General features: G+C 72.6%; 8 protein-coding genes. 1 reads left to right on the top strand and 7 read right to left on the bottom strand.

Annotated elements, in window-relative coordinates:
- Nucleotides 1-63 precede the first annotated feature (63 nt).
- The 5 genes from ABZT17_RS02580 to eccD all read right to left on the bottom strand — a co-directional run bounded on the left by ABZT17_RS02580 (nucleotide 64) and on the right by eccD (nucleotide 4,524).
- A complete protein-coding gene (locus ABZT17_RS02580) occupies nucleotides 64-516 on the bottom strand; it encodes a type VII secretion system-associated protein (protein WP_356342743.1) in 453 nt (150 codons plus the stop codon).
- A 117-nt stretch (nucleotides 517-633) separates the two neighbouring features.
- The gene (locus ABZT17_RS02575) at nucleotides 634-957 is read right to left on the bottom strand and encodes a WXG100 family type VII secretion target (protein WP_356342741.1); all 324 of its coding nucleotides are present in this window, start codon (nucleotides 955-957) and stop codon (nucleotides 634-636) included.
- A 46-nt stretch (nucleotides 958-1,003) separates the two neighbouring features.
- A complete protein-coding gene (locus ABZT17_RS02570; protein WP_356342738.1) occupies nucleotides 1,004-1,342 on the bottom strand; it encodes a hypothetical protein in 339 nt (112 codons plus the stop codon).
- A gap of 221 nt (nucleotides 1,343-1,563) precedes the next feature.
- Nucleotides 1,564-3,069: a type VII secretion protein EccB gene (gene eccB / locus ABZT17_RS02565; RefSeq protein WP_356342735.1), complete on the bottom strand. Its 1,506-nt coding sequence runs from the start codon at nucleotides 3,067-3,069 to the stop codon at nucleotides 1,564-1,566.
- Nucleotides 3,070-3,123: 54 nt separating this feature from the next.
- Nucleotides 3,124-4,524, bottom strand: coding sequence for a type VII secretion integral membrane protein EccD (eccD, locus tag ABZT17_RS02560; RefSeq protein WP_356342733.1), 1,401 nt, complete (start codon nucleotides 4,522-4,524; stop codon nucleotides 3,124-3,126).
- A 322-nt stretch (nucleotides 4,525-4,846) separates the two neighbouring features.
- Between eccD and eccCa the strand changes: the two genes are divergently transcribed.
- Complete coding sequence (eccCa, locus tag ABZT17_RS02555) at nucleotides 4,847-8,776, top strand: type VII secretion protein EccCa (RefSeq protein ID WP_356343046.1); 3,930 nt, start codon at nucleotides 4,847-4,849, stop codon at nucleotides 8,774-8,776.
- A gap of 404 nt (nucleotides 8,777-9,180) precedes the next feature.
- On the opposite strand, the gene ABZT17_RS02550 is transcribed toward eccCa, so the two are convergent.
- Together ABZT17_RS02550 and ABZT17_RS02545 are read right to left on the bottom strand one after the other, a co-directional pair.
- Nucleotides 9,181-10,425, bottom strand: coding sequence for a S8 family serine peptidase (locus tag ABZT17_RS02550; RefSeq protein WP_356342730.1), 1,245 nt, complete (start codon nucleotides 10,423-10,425; stop codon nucleotides 9,181-9,183).
- A 38-nt stretch (nucleotides 10,426-10,463) separates the two neighbouring features.
- Nucleotides 10,464-13,808, bottom strand: coding sequence for a right-handed parallel beta-helix repeat-containing protein (locus ABZT17_RS02545; RefSeq protein WP_356342728.1), 3,345 nt, complete (start codon nucleotides 13,806-13,808; stop codon nucleotides 10,464-10,466).
- Nucleotides 13,809-14,366 lie beyond the last annotated feature (558 nt).

Raw genomic sequence — 14,366 nt, 5'->3', positions numbered from 1 at the left:
GGGGACGGGGGTGGGGGCCCGGGGCCCGGGGCTCACGGAGAGCCGGCGGGCAGCGCACCGGCCTCAGGAGTTCGTCGAGTCGCTGCCGCTCATCTCGCTGTCGACGGTGTCGAAGATGTCCAGCAGCTTCTCGCCGTCGATCGAGTCGAGACTGTCGCCCTGGGTCTTGAGCAGGGTGGTGATCGTCTCGTCCAGGGCCGTGTCGATGTCGTCGAAGAGCGTCTTCTGGCCGGTGAGGATCTTGTCCAGTTGTGTCGCCTGCGTCTTGAGCGCCTCCACGAGCGTGCCGCCGCCGACCGGGTCCGAGCTGTCACCGCCGTTCATCAGGCCTATGCGGAGGATCTTGGCGAGGCCCTGGGCCGAGCCGGCACCGGTCTCGGCGATCAGGTTCTTCAGGGACCGGACGCCCGCCGGGGTGTCCTTGCGGATGGCCAGCAGATCGCTGATGAAGTCGGCGACGTCGGTGTTCTTGAAGTTCTTCAGCGCGGTCGAGTCGAGATGGGTCAGATCAGCCATGGTTGCCTCCGCGGGCGGAACGCGCCGGCGCTGTCGTGCTGCACGGCGACGGAACGGGAAGGAGCCTGGACCGCACCGACCGCGGGCGGACCGGCCGGTGCGGTGGAGCCGGGCGGCTCAGCGGCCGATGGTGACCTCGGACCACATCTGGCTGAGGGAGTTCTCGCTGTACTTGTAGCTGTTGGAGATCTCGTTGAGGAGCTGCGAGTGCGAGGTGAGCAGCGTCTCCATGTTCTGTACCGCGCTGTCCCAGGCCGCCTGCTTCTGGCGGTAGGTGTCGGCGTCGTTGCCGTACCAGGTCTTGGACAGCTCGCTGAGTTCGGCTTCGAGGTTGGACAGCGTCTGCGCGATCGCCTTGGTCTGCATCACCATGTCGTCCGCGGCGTTCGACATGTGGTTGTAGCTGACGTAGATGACACCGTCGGACAGGTTGTCTGCCACAGCTTGCCTCTCTTACACGATGGGGGGATCGGACGTGGACGCGAGGTCAGCCGGCGAGCTGGTCGAAGGCCGACTGGGCCGCGTTGTACGCCTGGTTGATGGAGTCGTTCGAGGAACCCTGGGTCTTGTTGTGTTCCACCAGGCTCTGGTTCAGTCGGTCGATGACGTCCTCGAGGTTCTTGAGGATGACATTGCACTGATCGTCCCACTGCGAGAGGAGCTGGCCGTACTGGCCGCCGTCGCTGCCCTGGTAGCCGCTGCCCAGGGTGGAACGGGTGCTGTCGACGTCCTGACGGATCTTCACGATGCCGCTGAAGGCGCTCTCCAGGGCCTGGATTCCGTTCCGGGTCGAGCCTTCGCTTGACTGCTGGCCATCTCCAGCCATCGTCCCACCTTTCATCAGTCGATCTACAGTACGAGTACAACTGAGCCTAGGTTGAAGGAAGTTGCGACGGCAACGAACTGAGGTAGATCTGAGGTTGCCATCGGGTTCCCGTCAAATGCTTTTACTGCTAGGCAACTTGACCGGAACACGCGACTCCGCGGATTCCGGTTCTGGCTCTGTTCCGGTTTGGCGTGAACACGATCTCGATCGGCGAGAATTCGTCAGTTCCCCGCCGCGGGGAGTGAGTGGGAGCTCAGTCGGGCCGCCGGTCCGCCGGTCCCGCACTGCGCCGCCGCACCCGGCACCTGTGCCGCCCCGCCCGAGTCCGAGGCGGCGGCCCGGGCGCTCAACTCCGGCCCGGTCGGCAGCATCGACAGCAGCGTGGACGGCACCCGCACCGGGGTCGCGCCGTCGTAGCCGAGGGCGGCGAGCGAGTCGGCGTCCGGGATGCGGTACTTCACCCCGTCGTCGCCCACCAGGAACGTGGTGTCGCCCACCGTCGCACCGGCCGCGCCCAACGCCCGTACCAGCGTGCCGTGTCCGGGCCTGGCCACCACCCGGTCCACCGGCACGCAGGCCGCGGTCAGCGACGTCGGGTCGGCCTGGGCCGCCGGGGAGAGCGCGGTCTCGGCGACCCGTACCGAGGTCACCCGCACCTGCCCGCCGGCCGGGTCGATCTGGGCGCACACCGACTCCCCCGCCGCCGGCGCCAGCGCGCTGGGCGGGCTGTCCGGCAGCCCGGCGACCGAGGGGTCCGTCCCGGCCGTTCCCGGTGCCTGGTGGGCCCGCAGGTCGGAGACGTCGATCGTGACGACGTTCGGCGCGCCTCCGTCGTAGGCCTCCTTGCGGGTGTCCGGATCGCCGAGGAGCAGCGCCGACTGGGTGTCGGTCACCGGGTGCAGGCCGTCCTTCTGCAGGAGGTACTCCTGGTTCCCGGAGCCCGCCACCACGCGGAAGACCTGGCCGAGCCGGGTGGCCCGGCCGCCGAGTTCGGGTCCTGCCGCGCCGCGGCCGTCGACCTTCGGGGTGGCCAGGTCGGGGCCGGTCACCAGGGCGTCCAGGAAGGCCGCCGAGACCGGGCGGGGGGTCACGGGCGCGTAGCCGAGGGACTCCGCCGCGCCCGAGTGCTCGTCCAGTTCCAGCCGGCTGCCCTGCCACACCAGGTACGTGTGCTTGTCCGGGCCCTTCACCACCAGCGCCGACTTCGCGCCGACCGGCGCCGTCTCCACCGGGGCGCCCGGCACGAGGGTGGTCAGCGATCCGGAGCCCGTGGAGCACACCTCCCACGGCGAGGACTCCAACTCCCTCGACGACGGTACGGAGTCGGGGGCGCCGGTGATGCCGACCGGCCGGCCGACCGGGGTGCCCGCGAGCGACGCCGAGCCGACCGAGGTGGTCTTCAGGTCGGAGCCGCCGATCAGCACGGCCGAGGCGTAGTTGCGCACCGGGCGCAGCCTGCCTTCGGCGTACAGGTAGCGGGCGCCGGTGTCCTTGTTGACGATCAGGGTGTCGCCGCTGCGCCAGGCGTCGTTGCCGCCCGGCTTGAGCAGCCCGAACACCAGCGCCCCACCGCAGAACAGCACGCCGACGATCACACCCACCAGGGCGCCCCGGCTGGTACGGCCCAGCGGGCTCTCCGGTGCGTCCGGGTCGGCCAGCAGCATGCCCGAGGTCAGTCGGCCCATCATGAACGTGTGCGCTTGCACCTGGTCGCGCTTCGACCGCACGCTTTCCTCCTGCTCGGTCGTTCAGGTTCTGGTCGGGTCGCCCCTCGCGGGCGGTCAGCCGAAAATGCCGCGGAGGGTGCCGAACACGCCCAGCAGCCACAGCGTCAGCGGGAACAGGGCGATCGCCAGCAGGGAGTGCAGGATCTCCGCCGCGCGCCCCCAGTACGGGACCATGCGCCGGCCGGGTACGGTCCACACCGCGATCGTGAGCGCCGCCGCCAGCGCGAGCAGCCCGGCGACCAGCAGCGTCCGCTCGGTGCCGGACAGCCGCAGCCCCCAGCCGAACGCGAGGAGCAACAGCCCCCACGCGCCCGGGAGTACGAGCACCAACCGCTGGGCCGTGTTGACCAGGCCCCGGCCGTGCAGGAGCAGCAGCAGCGACAGGACCAGCGCGACCAGCAGCGCCGGGAGGCTCGGGCGGCGGGCCAGGGCGACCAGGCAGGCCGACGAGAGCACGCCCGTCGCGCCGTACAGCGCGGTCATCCACTCGCCGGCCAGCTCGGTGCGCACCGTCACGTCGGGGCCCCGGTAGGGCTCGATGCCCTCCTGCAACTGCTCCGGTGTGGTCGGCAGCGGTGGCATCCGCATCCCGGCGAACTTGAACGACAGCGAGGGCACCAGCCCCCCGAGCAGCACCGTCAGCGCCGCGATCACCCCGGCCGCCGCCGCCACACGCACGTCGAACACGGTCATCAGCACGCCACCCACCGCCGTCGCGAACGCCACCAGCGCCGACGCCAGGAACAGGGGTGTACGCGCCGCGGAGGCCGCGAGGGCCAGGACCGCGCCGCCCGCCCAGGCCGCCGCCGCCCCCAACAGCCGTGCCCCCAGCACCTGGTGGGCCTGCGGACCGCTCAGCTCACCGCCCGGCACCAGCCACCCCGCGAGCGCCAGCGCCGGGGACGCCAGCAGGCCGAGGACCGTTCCGGTCGCCGGATCGTCCACGGCCCGGCTGGCCGAGGCCGCGCCGGCCAGCAGCAGCAGTCCGGTGCCGCAGGCGGTGGCCGCGCGCAGCCCGGCCGGGGCGTCCGGCAGGGCCAGCAGGGCGAGGCCGGCCAGCACCGTGACCGCCAGCAGGCCGCGCAGCAGCCGCCGCGCCGTCTCCGCGCTCCAGCCGTGCAGCCGGTCCCGGGTGACCGCCGCGATCCCGTCCACCAGGTCGTCGAGGCGTACCTCGGGCAACGCCTCGGTGCGCGGGCGCAGATGGAGTGCCTCGCCGTCGGTCAGTCCCAGCGCGGCCAGCGTCGCCTCCTCGTCCAGGGGACGTCCGCCGAGGCGCTGGAGGATCCAGCCGTCGTGTTCGAGGCCGCTCTCCTCGGTCTCCTCACCCGCGTACCGCAGGACCGTGGGCAGCAGGTCGGCGACCGGGACGTCGGACGGCACGGCGAGGTCGATGGTGCGGCCGGGGGCCCGCACGGTCAGGTGGCACAGTCCGGCCACGGAAGTGTCGGTCATACCGGGGCTCACGTCTCCTGGGCATCGGAAGCGGGGGCACGCGGCGCGGCGTGCTGCGTGGGGGGAGCCGGGGGCTCGTGTGAAGCAGGGGGGTGACATGGACGTACGGAGTTGACGGGGTGCACACTACTGACACTCCCTGCGGCTCTCGTCAACGGGAGCCCCCACCAACGGTGTTGACCGTGCCACCCACCGTGCGAACGCCCAGGCCGGTGCCGGTGCACGCCCCCCACGTACCGCCGCGGTGCGCGAAGTCCGTTAGGAGCCCCAAGCGTTGAGCGTGGTCCTGTTCCGTCGTCCGGCCCGCCGTCGCGGACCCGACATGCCCGCCGGCGAGTTGGTTCTGCAGGAGCCGCCGACTCTCATGGAGACCGTCCCGGACACGTCCGCGGTGTGGACGTATCTGCCGATGGCGATGATGTCGGTCTCGATGATGATGATGTTCATGCGGTCGGGCGGTCAGTCCAGCGGCATCTTCATGTACCTCGCGCTCGGCATGATGGTGATGGCCGCCGGCGCGATGATGGTGGGTCAGGTGATGCGCAAGGCCGGCGACCGCAAGCAGCGGCTGCGCGGTGAACGCCGCGACTATCTGAGGTACTTGGCGCAGAGTCGGCGTACCGTGCAGCGGGCCGTGGTCGAGCAGCAGCTCGCGCTGGCCTGGCGTCATCCCGAGCCGCGGGTGCTGCGCACCATGGTCCGCACCACGCGACTGTGGGAACGCCGGGTCAAGGACGACGACTTCGGCGAGGTGCGGATAGCGGTCGGCGACCAGCAGCTCGCCATGCGGCTGACTCCCATATCCAGCAAGCCGGTTGAGGATCTGGAACCGCTGTGCGCGCACGCGCTGCGGCGTTTCATCCGGGCCTACAGCACCGTTCCCGGCCAGCCCATCGCACTGTATCTGCGGTCCTGGTCAAGGGTGTTGGTCCGCGGCGACCGGGACGCGAGCCGCGGGATGCTGCGCGCCGCGCTGGCCCAACTGGCCCTGTTCCACCCGCCGGAGGAGCTGTGGATCGCGGTCTGCGCCGCCGACGAGGTGCGCGCGGAGTGGGAGTGGGTGAAGTGGCTGCCGCACAATCACCACCCCCAGGAGACCGACGGCGCCGGGCCGTTGCGCATGGTGGCCTCGGCGTTCACCGATCTGGAGGACCAGCTCGGCAGCGAGTTCTCCGAGCGGCCCGCGTTCGATCCGGACGCCGTGCCCGGTCGTGACGAGCCGCTGGTGGTGGTCGTGGTGGACGGCGCGGCGATCCCGTCCGGCCACCGTTTCGACGGGCCAGGCTTCCGCAACGCGATCGTCCTCGACCTCTCCGACTCGCTCACCTGGCGGCCCGGCCGCACCACACTGCGTCTCGACGTGGCCCCGGATGCCGTCGCGCTGGTGCGCACCGACCGCAGCCGCAAGGAGCAGACCACGGTCCTCGGCCGTCCCGACCGGGTGGGTCCGGTGGCCGCCGAGTCGCTGGCCCGGCTGATCGCGCCGTACCGGATGAGTCTGTCCTCCGACGCGGTCGAACCGCTGTCCAGCGACACCGAGTTGACGACCCTGCTCGGCATCGCCGACCTGCACCGCCTCGACCCCGACACGATCTGGCGGCGGCACAACGGCTCCGCCCGGCTGCGTGTCCCGATCGCGGTCGGCGCGGACGGGCGGCCCGTGGAGCTGGACATCAAGGAGTCCGCGCAGGGCGGCATGGGCCCGCACGGCATGCTGATCGGCGCGACCGGTTCCGGCAAGTCGGAGCTGCTGCGCACCCTGGTCCTCGGTCTCGCGCTCACGAACTCGTCCGAAACACTCAACTTCGTCCTGGTGGACTTCAAGGGCGGCGCCACCTTCCTCGGCCTGGACGAACTCCCGCACACCTCCGCCGTGATCACCAACCTGGCCGACGAAGCCGCCCTGGTGGAACGCATGCAGGACGCCCTGCACGGTGAACTCATCCGCCGCCAGGAGCTGCTCCGGTCGGCGGGCAACTACACCTCGGCCCTGGAGTACGAGAAGGCGCGGGCCGGCGGTGCCGATCTCGCCCCGCTGCCCAGCCTGTTCGTCGTCGTCGACGAGTTCAGCGAACTCCTGGCCTCGCACCGGGAGTTCATGGAGCTGTTCGTGATGATCGGCCGCCTCGGCCGGTCGCTGGGCGTGCATCTGCTGCTGGCCTCGCAGCGCCTGGACGAGGGCCGTATGCACCAGCTGGAGTCACATCTGTCGTACCGGATCGGTCTGCGCACCTTCTCCGCGATGGAGTCCCGGGGTGTCCTCGGTGTCCCCGACGCGTACGAACTGCCGTCCCAACCGGGCAGCGGCTACCTCAAGAGCGGCATCGAGGCCCTCACCCGGTTCCGCGCCGCCTACGTCTCCGGCCCCTACCGCAGGCGCGGCGGTGCCGTCGCGCAGGCCCGGGTCGCCACTCAGGTGGTGCCCTGGTCGACCGGGTACATCGTGCCGCGCGCTCCGGCACCGGCTGCGATCGCGGCCCCGGAGCCCGAGGCGGAGGAGAGCGCCGAGAGCCTGCTCACGGTGGCGCTGGACCGGCTGCGCGACTCCGGGCCGCCCGCGCACCGCGTGTGGCTGCCGCCACTGGACACCGCCTCCCCGCTCGACACCCTGCTCGGCGGTCTCGCCGAGGACCCGGACCGTGGGCTGGCCGCGTCCCGCTGGACGGGCGCCGGGAAGCTCCGGGTTCCGGTCGGACTGGTGGACAAGCCGTTCGACCAGCGCCGCGACCCCCTCGTGGTGGACCTCGCCGGAGCCGGCGGTCATGTCGCCGTCGCGGGCGGTTCGCAGAGCGGCAAGTCGACGGTGCTGCGCAGCCTCATCATGGCCCTCGCGCTCACCCACACCCCGCGCGAAGTGCAGTTCTACTGCCTCGACTTCGGCGGTGGCACACTCTCCCAGCTCACCGGGCTGCCGCACGTCGGCGGGGTCGCGGCGCGCCTCGACACCGAGCGGATCAGCCGCACCGTCGCCGAGGTGACCGCCGTACTCACCCAGCGCGAGCAGTTCTTCCTCGACCACGGCATCGACTCGATGGCCACCTACCGGCGCCGCCGGGCGGCCGGGGAGTTCCCCGACGAACCGCACGGCGACGTCTTCCTGGTGGTCGACGGCTGGTCGGCGGTCCGGCAGAACTTCGACCAGTTCATCCCGACGTTCAACCAGATCGCCACCAGCGGACTCAACTACGGCATCCACCTCGTCGTCGCCACCGCGCGCTGGCTGGAACTGACCGCCCCGGTCCGGGACCAGTCCGCGACCCGGCTGGAGCTGCGGCTCGGCGACACGATGGACTCGGTGGTGGACATCCGCAAGGCCGGCTCCGTGCCCCAGGTCCCGGGCCGGGGTCTGACCGTGGACGCAAAGCTGCACTTCCTGTCCGCGCTGCCCCGGGGCGACGGCTCGTCCGACCCGGAGACGCTCAGCGAGGGCGTCGCCGACCTGGTCGACCGGATCGCCACCGCCTGGCACGGCGCGAGGGCCCCGCAGGTACGGATGCTGCCCCACCGGCTGCCCGCGGCCGAGCTGCCCGCGCCGGAGCTCGGGGACGGCCTGAAACTGGCCCTCGGGCAGGACGAGGAGACCCTCGGCACCGTCTGGCACGACTTCTCCCGTACACCGCATCTGGTCGCCGTCGGCGACACCGAGAGCGGCAAGACCAATCTGCTGCGGCTGGTCGCGGACGCGGTCGTCGCCCGCTACTCCCCCGCCGAGGCCCGCATCCTCGTCACGGACTACCGGCGCGGGCTGGTCGACGCCGTGCCGGAGGAGTACCGGCTGGGCCACGCCGTGGCGCTGGACGCCCTGAAGCAGTTGGTCGGCGGCTCCGCGAAGGCGCTGCGCACCCGGCTGCCGGGCCCGGAGATCACCCCGGCGCGGATGCGGCTCGCCGACTGGTGGTCGGGGCCCCGGCTGTTCGTCCTGGTCGACGACTACGACATGGTCGGCGGCGGCACCGTCATGGACCACCCCTTCGCGCCGCTGTTCGAGCACCTCGCGCTGGGCCACGAGCTCGGCCTGCACATCGTCGTCGCCCGCTCCGCGACCGGCGCGGGCCGGGGTCTCAACGACCAGCTGCTGCGTCGTCTCGACGAGGTCAACACCCCCGGCGTGCTCATGTCCTGCTCCCCGTCCGAGGGCTATGTCTTCGGCAACGTCAAACCCCGGGTGCTGCCCCCGGGCCGCGCCCTGCACATCGTCCGCCGCAAGCCCGTACTCATCCAGACGGCGCTGGCGGCGGGCACGGAGGACTGAGCAGGGGACTGGGACGGGGACTGAGAAGGCGGCACATCACGGCGACCGGACCGGCCCCGCGCAACGGCACGCGCCCGCGCGGGCCGGCACGCGCCGACATCGCGGAGCGGCACGGTCTGGGACAGCGGGAAGCGGCCGGAGACCGTGCCGCTCGGCGTGTACTCCGAGACCGTGCCGCTCGGTGTGTACTCCGAGACCGTGCCGCTCGGCGTATACGGCGGCCGGCCGCCGACCGGGAGGCGTGCGAGCGGCCGCCGTTCCCGCTTCGCCCTGGGGGCGAGGGGGCTGCTGCGGCAGACGGTCGAGGCCCGGGGCACGGCCGGGCCGACACGCACCGCGCGCTCCCCTGCCGACACCCTTCCGTGCGCCCCGGGGGCGGCCGCACAGCGCCCCCGCGCCCGGTGTCAGCCTTCCGTATTTCCCCGGGCGCCCGCGCCGGCAGGAACGGTGGTAGCCGTTTCCGGCGTGTTTTCCGAAGCGTCCGGGCGGGACGGGCGCCAGCCCAGGCGGCGTCCGCGGGGCAGGACGAGGCCCGCCCAGACCACCGCGATGATCACGCCGAGGCCCGCCGCCGTGGGCCACAGGGCACGCCGGAGCGGTCCCGCCGCCTTGTCGGCCGGGAGCCGTACCGGGGAATCGGGGGCCACGTCGCCCCGGCCCGCTGTCGCGGCGTTCGGAGTCAGCACCGAGGTGACGGCCGCGTACGGGTCGAGACGGGGCACGTCGGCCGGATACGCGGAAGAACGCAACAGGTCCGCGGTCCGGGCGGCCGTCAGTTCCGGGTGCACGGAGCGCACCAGGGCCGCCGCCCCGGCGACGTAACCGGCGGCCAGGGACGCCCCCGAGCCGATGTAGTGACCGTCCTTCGCCGGGCCGATACCGACCACGCCGTCCCCCGGGGCGGCGATCTCGGCGCTGTCCGTGGTGTACGCGCCGGTGGGCCGTTCGCCGTCGACGTCCACGTCCAGGACGGAGAGGACACCGTCGTCGGCGGCCGGGTAGTAGTCGCGGGCGGCCGGACGCCGCGAGGCTGACACCGCCGTCGTGGGCGGGTCCGGTACGGCGGCGGCGACCACCAGGACGTCCTTCTTCGCGGCCAGCGCCACCGCGGAGCGCAGCGCGGCGGAGTCGTCGGTGAGCGCGGCCGACACCGTGACCACCTCGGCACCGCCCAGGACGGCGGCCCGGATACCGTCCGCGACCCGTGCGGCGGTGACCGCCCCCCGGGCGTCGCTGCCGCGCACCGCGAGAACGCGTGCCTGCCGCGCCACGCCCGCGAAGCGCACACCGTCCTGTACGGAGGCGGCCACCAGGCCCGCCACGAACGTGCCGTGTCCCACACAGTCGGTCCCGGCGTCCCCGACCGCGCTCACCCGTCCCTTCAGCGCGGGGGCGGAGGCCGAGACGCCGGTGTCGACCACGCCGACGGTCACCCCGGCGCCCGACGCGGACTGCCAGGCCCGGTCGAGCTGGAGAGAGACCTGCTCCCACGGCACATCGGTGGCCCGCCGGTCCGATCCCGCCGTACACGGCTTGCCGGCGTCCACCCGCGAGGGCAGCACCGGCAGCCGGACCGTGCTCCCCTCGGCCGCCGTGGCGGTCCCGGCAGCGGCGGCACCCAACACGGCCGCCACCAGCAACGCCGTCATGGCCCTTCGCCTCGTCGTCACGGCCCTTCGCGTCGTCGTCATGCCTGTGCCGCCCCGCTGGAGGTGGGGGACGCGGGGTACGCCTCCGTGAGGTCCTCGGGGAGGAGCAGGCGGAGGTCGTCGAGGCTGGGGGCGGCGAGACGGCTGAGACGGCCCGCCTGACGGGTCATCATCCGTTCCAGCACCTGGCGGGCGGTGCGCGCGTTGCCGAACGACCGGTCGCGGGGCAGCGTGTCGAAGTACCGCCGCAGGACCGGCCCGAGCCCGGCCCCGCACTCGTACCCCTGCCGCACCGCGTGCTCGCGGACGATGGTGACGAGCTCGTCGGAGGAGTAGTCGGCGAACTCCACCCGGCGCGAGAACCGGGAGGACAGGCCCGGGTTGGAGGCGAGGAAGGTCTCCATCTCCTGGGTGTAGCCGGCGACGATGACGACGACCTGGTCGCGGTGGTCCTCCATCAGCTTCAGCAGGGTGTCCACCGCCTCCCGCCCGAAGTCCGCGCCCGACGCCTCACGCGGGGTGAGCGTGTACGCCTCGTCGATGAACAGCACACCCCCCAGGGCCCGTTCGAAGACCTCCCGGGTCAACTGCGCGGTGTGGCCGACGTATCGGCCGACCAGATCGGCGCGGGACACCTCCACCAGCTGGCCGCGCGGCAACACGCCGAGGGAGACCAGGAGTTCGCCGTAGAGACGGGCCACGGTGGTCTTGCCGGTGCCGGGTGGGCCGGTGAAGACCAGATGGTGGCTGAGGCGGGGCACCGGAAGCCCGGCGGCCTCGCGCTGCCGGGCCGTCGAGACCAGGTTGACCAGGTCGGTGACGTCCCGCTTCACCGCCGAGAGCCCGACCAGCGCGTCCAGCCGGCTGAGCGCGTCGTCACCCCGGTCGACGCCGTCCGGCCCCTCGGCGGCCTCGCGCGCCGCCTCCTCGCTGATGTCCTGCGGCAGCAGCAGGGTCAGGTCCTGCTCGGTCACCTCGCTCAGCGCGGCCAGCCGCACCGCCTGCCGGTCCACCATGGTCTCGAACACCTGCCGCGCGGCACGGCCGTTGCCGAACCCGGCGTCCTTCGGTATGCGTTCGAAGTGCACCGCGAGGGCCCGGCGCGTCTCCTCGTCGAGCACGTACTGGTGGCGTACGCACATGCTCTCCATGATCTCCACCAGTTCCGGCACCGAGTAGTTCTCGAACTCGACGGTCCGTGAGAAACGGGACGCCAGACCGGGGTTGGAGCCTAGGAAGCCGCGCATCTCGTCGGAGTAGCCCGCCACCACGACCACCACGTCGTCGCGGTGGTCCTCCATCAGCTTCAGCAGCGTGTCGACGGCCTCCCGCCCGAAGTCGGCCCCGGAACCACGGGAGTCGGAGGTGAGGGTGTACGCCTCGTCGACGAACAGCACGCCGCCCAGGGCCCGTTCGAAGGCCTCCGTGGTCTTGATCGCCGTACCGCCGATGACCTGGGCGACCAGGTCGGCGCGGGAGACCTCGACGAGGTGGCCGGAGCGCAGGGCGCCCAGTTCGGCCAGGATCGTGCCGTAGAGGCGGGCCACGGTGGTCTTGCCGGTGCCGGGCGGCCCGGCGAAGACCAGGTGCCGGCTCATCGGCGGTGCGGACATGCCGAGTTGGGCGCGGCGCCGGGCCAGCTGGGTGAGGTTGACCAGGGTGCGGACCTGTTCCTTGACGTTCTCCAGGCCGATCAGGCTCTCCAGCGCGGCCATCGGCCCGTCCGGCCGTCCGGGGCCCTCGGACTCGGGCACGGTACCGGCCGGATCGGTGCCCTCGGCCTCGCCGAAACCCCAGGCGTCACGGGACTCGTTGCCGGTGCTGGTGAGGTTCTCCACCGCGAGCCGCCCGCCCGCCCTGGCCTGCACCAGGCCGCCGCCGCGGTTGTCCCGCACCGTGCAGCCCACCACGGACACCGGGGCCTCGGACTCGACCCGGATGCCGTCGCGGTCGTTGCCCGCCGCCTCGCAGCCGTTCAGGGAGGCCCGTCCGCCGTCCCGGACCAGGAAACCGTGCTCGGCGGCGGCCGCGGCCCGCACCCGGTTCGCCGTCAACTCGCCGCCGGTGTCCACGAGTACACCGCAGCCACCGGCCGAGACCAGTTCGCCGTCGCGGATCGCCGCCGTGCCCTCACCGCCGATCTCGACGCCGCCTCCGCCCGGGTTGTTCACCCGGAAGCCGGCCAGGTAGACGTTGCCGCCCGTGCCGACGTCGGCGCCCGCGCCGCCCGGTGTCTCCACCGTGCAGTCCTCCACCCGGCCGCGGCCGGCGTCGCGGACCGAGACACCCGCGCCGCCGGCACCGGTGATCCGGGCGCGCCGCAGCAGCGGGTTGGCGCCGCCCCGGATCACCACCCCGGCGCCCTTGACGTCGACGATCTCCACCCGCTCCAGCTCGGCCGCCGAGTCCTCCTCCAGCAGCACGCCGTCGCCGTCGCCGTCCCGGACGGTCAGCGAGGTCAGCGTCGGCGAGGAGGACCCCGCCACCCGCAGCGCCGGTGCCTGCGCACCGGTCAGCCAGCAGTCCTCGTAGGTGCCGCGCGAACGGTCCGTCACCAGCAGGCCGTTGCCCGTGGTGCGGGCGGTGCGGCAGCGGCGCAGCACCGGGTCGGCGCCGTGCGAGACGATGATGCCGGGGCCGCTGGTGCCGGTGACCCGCACCTCCTCCAGCTCACAGCGGGCGGCGCTGGTCACATGCACACCGATCGAGGTGTCACGGACCACGGTCCGCAGCACCCGCACCGCGCTGCGCTCCTCCAGCGCCAGCGACGGCTTGTCGGTGGACGACAGATCGCAGTCCTCCACCGAGCCCTGGGCGTCCCCGTTGGCGAGCAGGCCGTTGCCGCGCGCGTCCCGCACCGTGCAGCCGCGCAGCGTGGCCCGGCCGCGCTCACCGATCACCACGCCGCTGGTGCCGAGGTGTTCGAGGGTGCAGGACTCCAACGAGCTCTCCGTGGGCGAGGTCACCACGACGCCCGCGCCGGTGCGGTTGGATACCCGGCACTCACGCATCGCCAGGGAGCCGGAGTTGCGGGCCAGCACCGCCGTCCACGCGGTGCCGGACAGGTCGCAGCCCTGCATCGCGACCTGGCCGTGCGAGGCGTCCACGGCCGGCAGTTCCTCGTCCAGCCCCTGCACCACCAGGTCGGTCAGCATCACGGCGTCCACGCGCAGCGAGATCACGGTCCCCTTGCGGGGTGCCAACCGGACGGTGCCACGCGCCTGTTCGGCGACGACGGTCACCCGGGTGGTGACGACGAGGTTCTCCTCGTACGTCCCCGGGCGCACACTCAGCACCGCTCCCGCGCGCGCCCTCGCCAGAGCCTCGCCGATCGTCCGGGCGTCCCCGGTGCCCTCCGGACAGACCGTCAGTACCTGGCGCACTCAGCTGACCTCCTCATGTCGGCACCCGTAGGCTGCGGCCAACCCCATCATGCCGTCGGGCCACACGGCGAATTATGGTCCGTCCCGCAACTGCCGTATCAGCGAGGGGCCTTGTGGGTCACGATTGTTAACGCCCGTGAAAGGAACCGTGGTTGGTACATCCGCGTGAATAGGATTGCCCACACGGGTGTACGAGGAACTGCTGGGCGGATGAGGCGGACAGGGCGAATGACGGACCGGAGCGGACCGGGCACGAGGGCCACGGCGGCACAGACCCCGGGGGCGGCGCCCCCTGACGGGGAAACGACGGCGGAACCGACAACCCCGCCCCCGACGGCACCGACCTCGACAGCAGCCTCCGCGGCGGCGCCCACGAACACGACCAGCACCGGCGAGCGAACCCCGGCAGGCGAGCCACACACGCCGGGCCGCGGCAGCACCGGCGAACGGACCCCGACAGGCGCGACAGGCCCGGCGCCCTCCGCAGCGGCGCCCGCGAACGCGGCCGGCACCCGCGAGCGGCCCCCCACAGGCGACCCGGGCACGACGGGCCACGGC

This window comes from Streptomyces sp. NPDC005648, assembly GCF_040605395.1.
Classification (GTDB): Bacteria; Actinomycetota; Actinomycetes; order Streptomycetales; family Streptomycetaceae; genus Streptomyces.
The sequence above is the reverse complement of the archived record's forward strand: the minus strand, read 5'-3'. Positions and strand labels throughout refer to the sequence as shown.

Coding starts and splice junctions, on each gene's coding strand:
- ABZT17_RS02580 (WP_356342743.1), bottom strand. CDS start 516: ATGGCTGATCTGACCCATCTCGACTCGACCGCGCTGAAGAACTTCAAG.
- ABZT17_RS02570 (WP_356342738.1), bottom strand. CDS start 1,342: ATGGCTGGAGATGGCCAGCAGTCAAGCGAAGGCTCGACCCGGAACGGA.
- eccD (WP_356342733.1), bottom strand. CDS start 4,524: ATGACCGACACTTCCGTGGCCGGACTGTGCCACCTGACCGTGCGGGCC.
- eccCa (WP_356343046.1), top strand. CDS start 4,847: ATGCCCGCCGGCGAGTTGGTTCTGCAGGAGCCGCCGACTCTCATGGAG.
- ABZT17_RS02550 (WP_356342730.1), bottom strand. CDS start 10,425: ATGACGGCGTTGCTGGTGGCGGCCGTGTTGGGTGCCGCCGCTGCCGGG.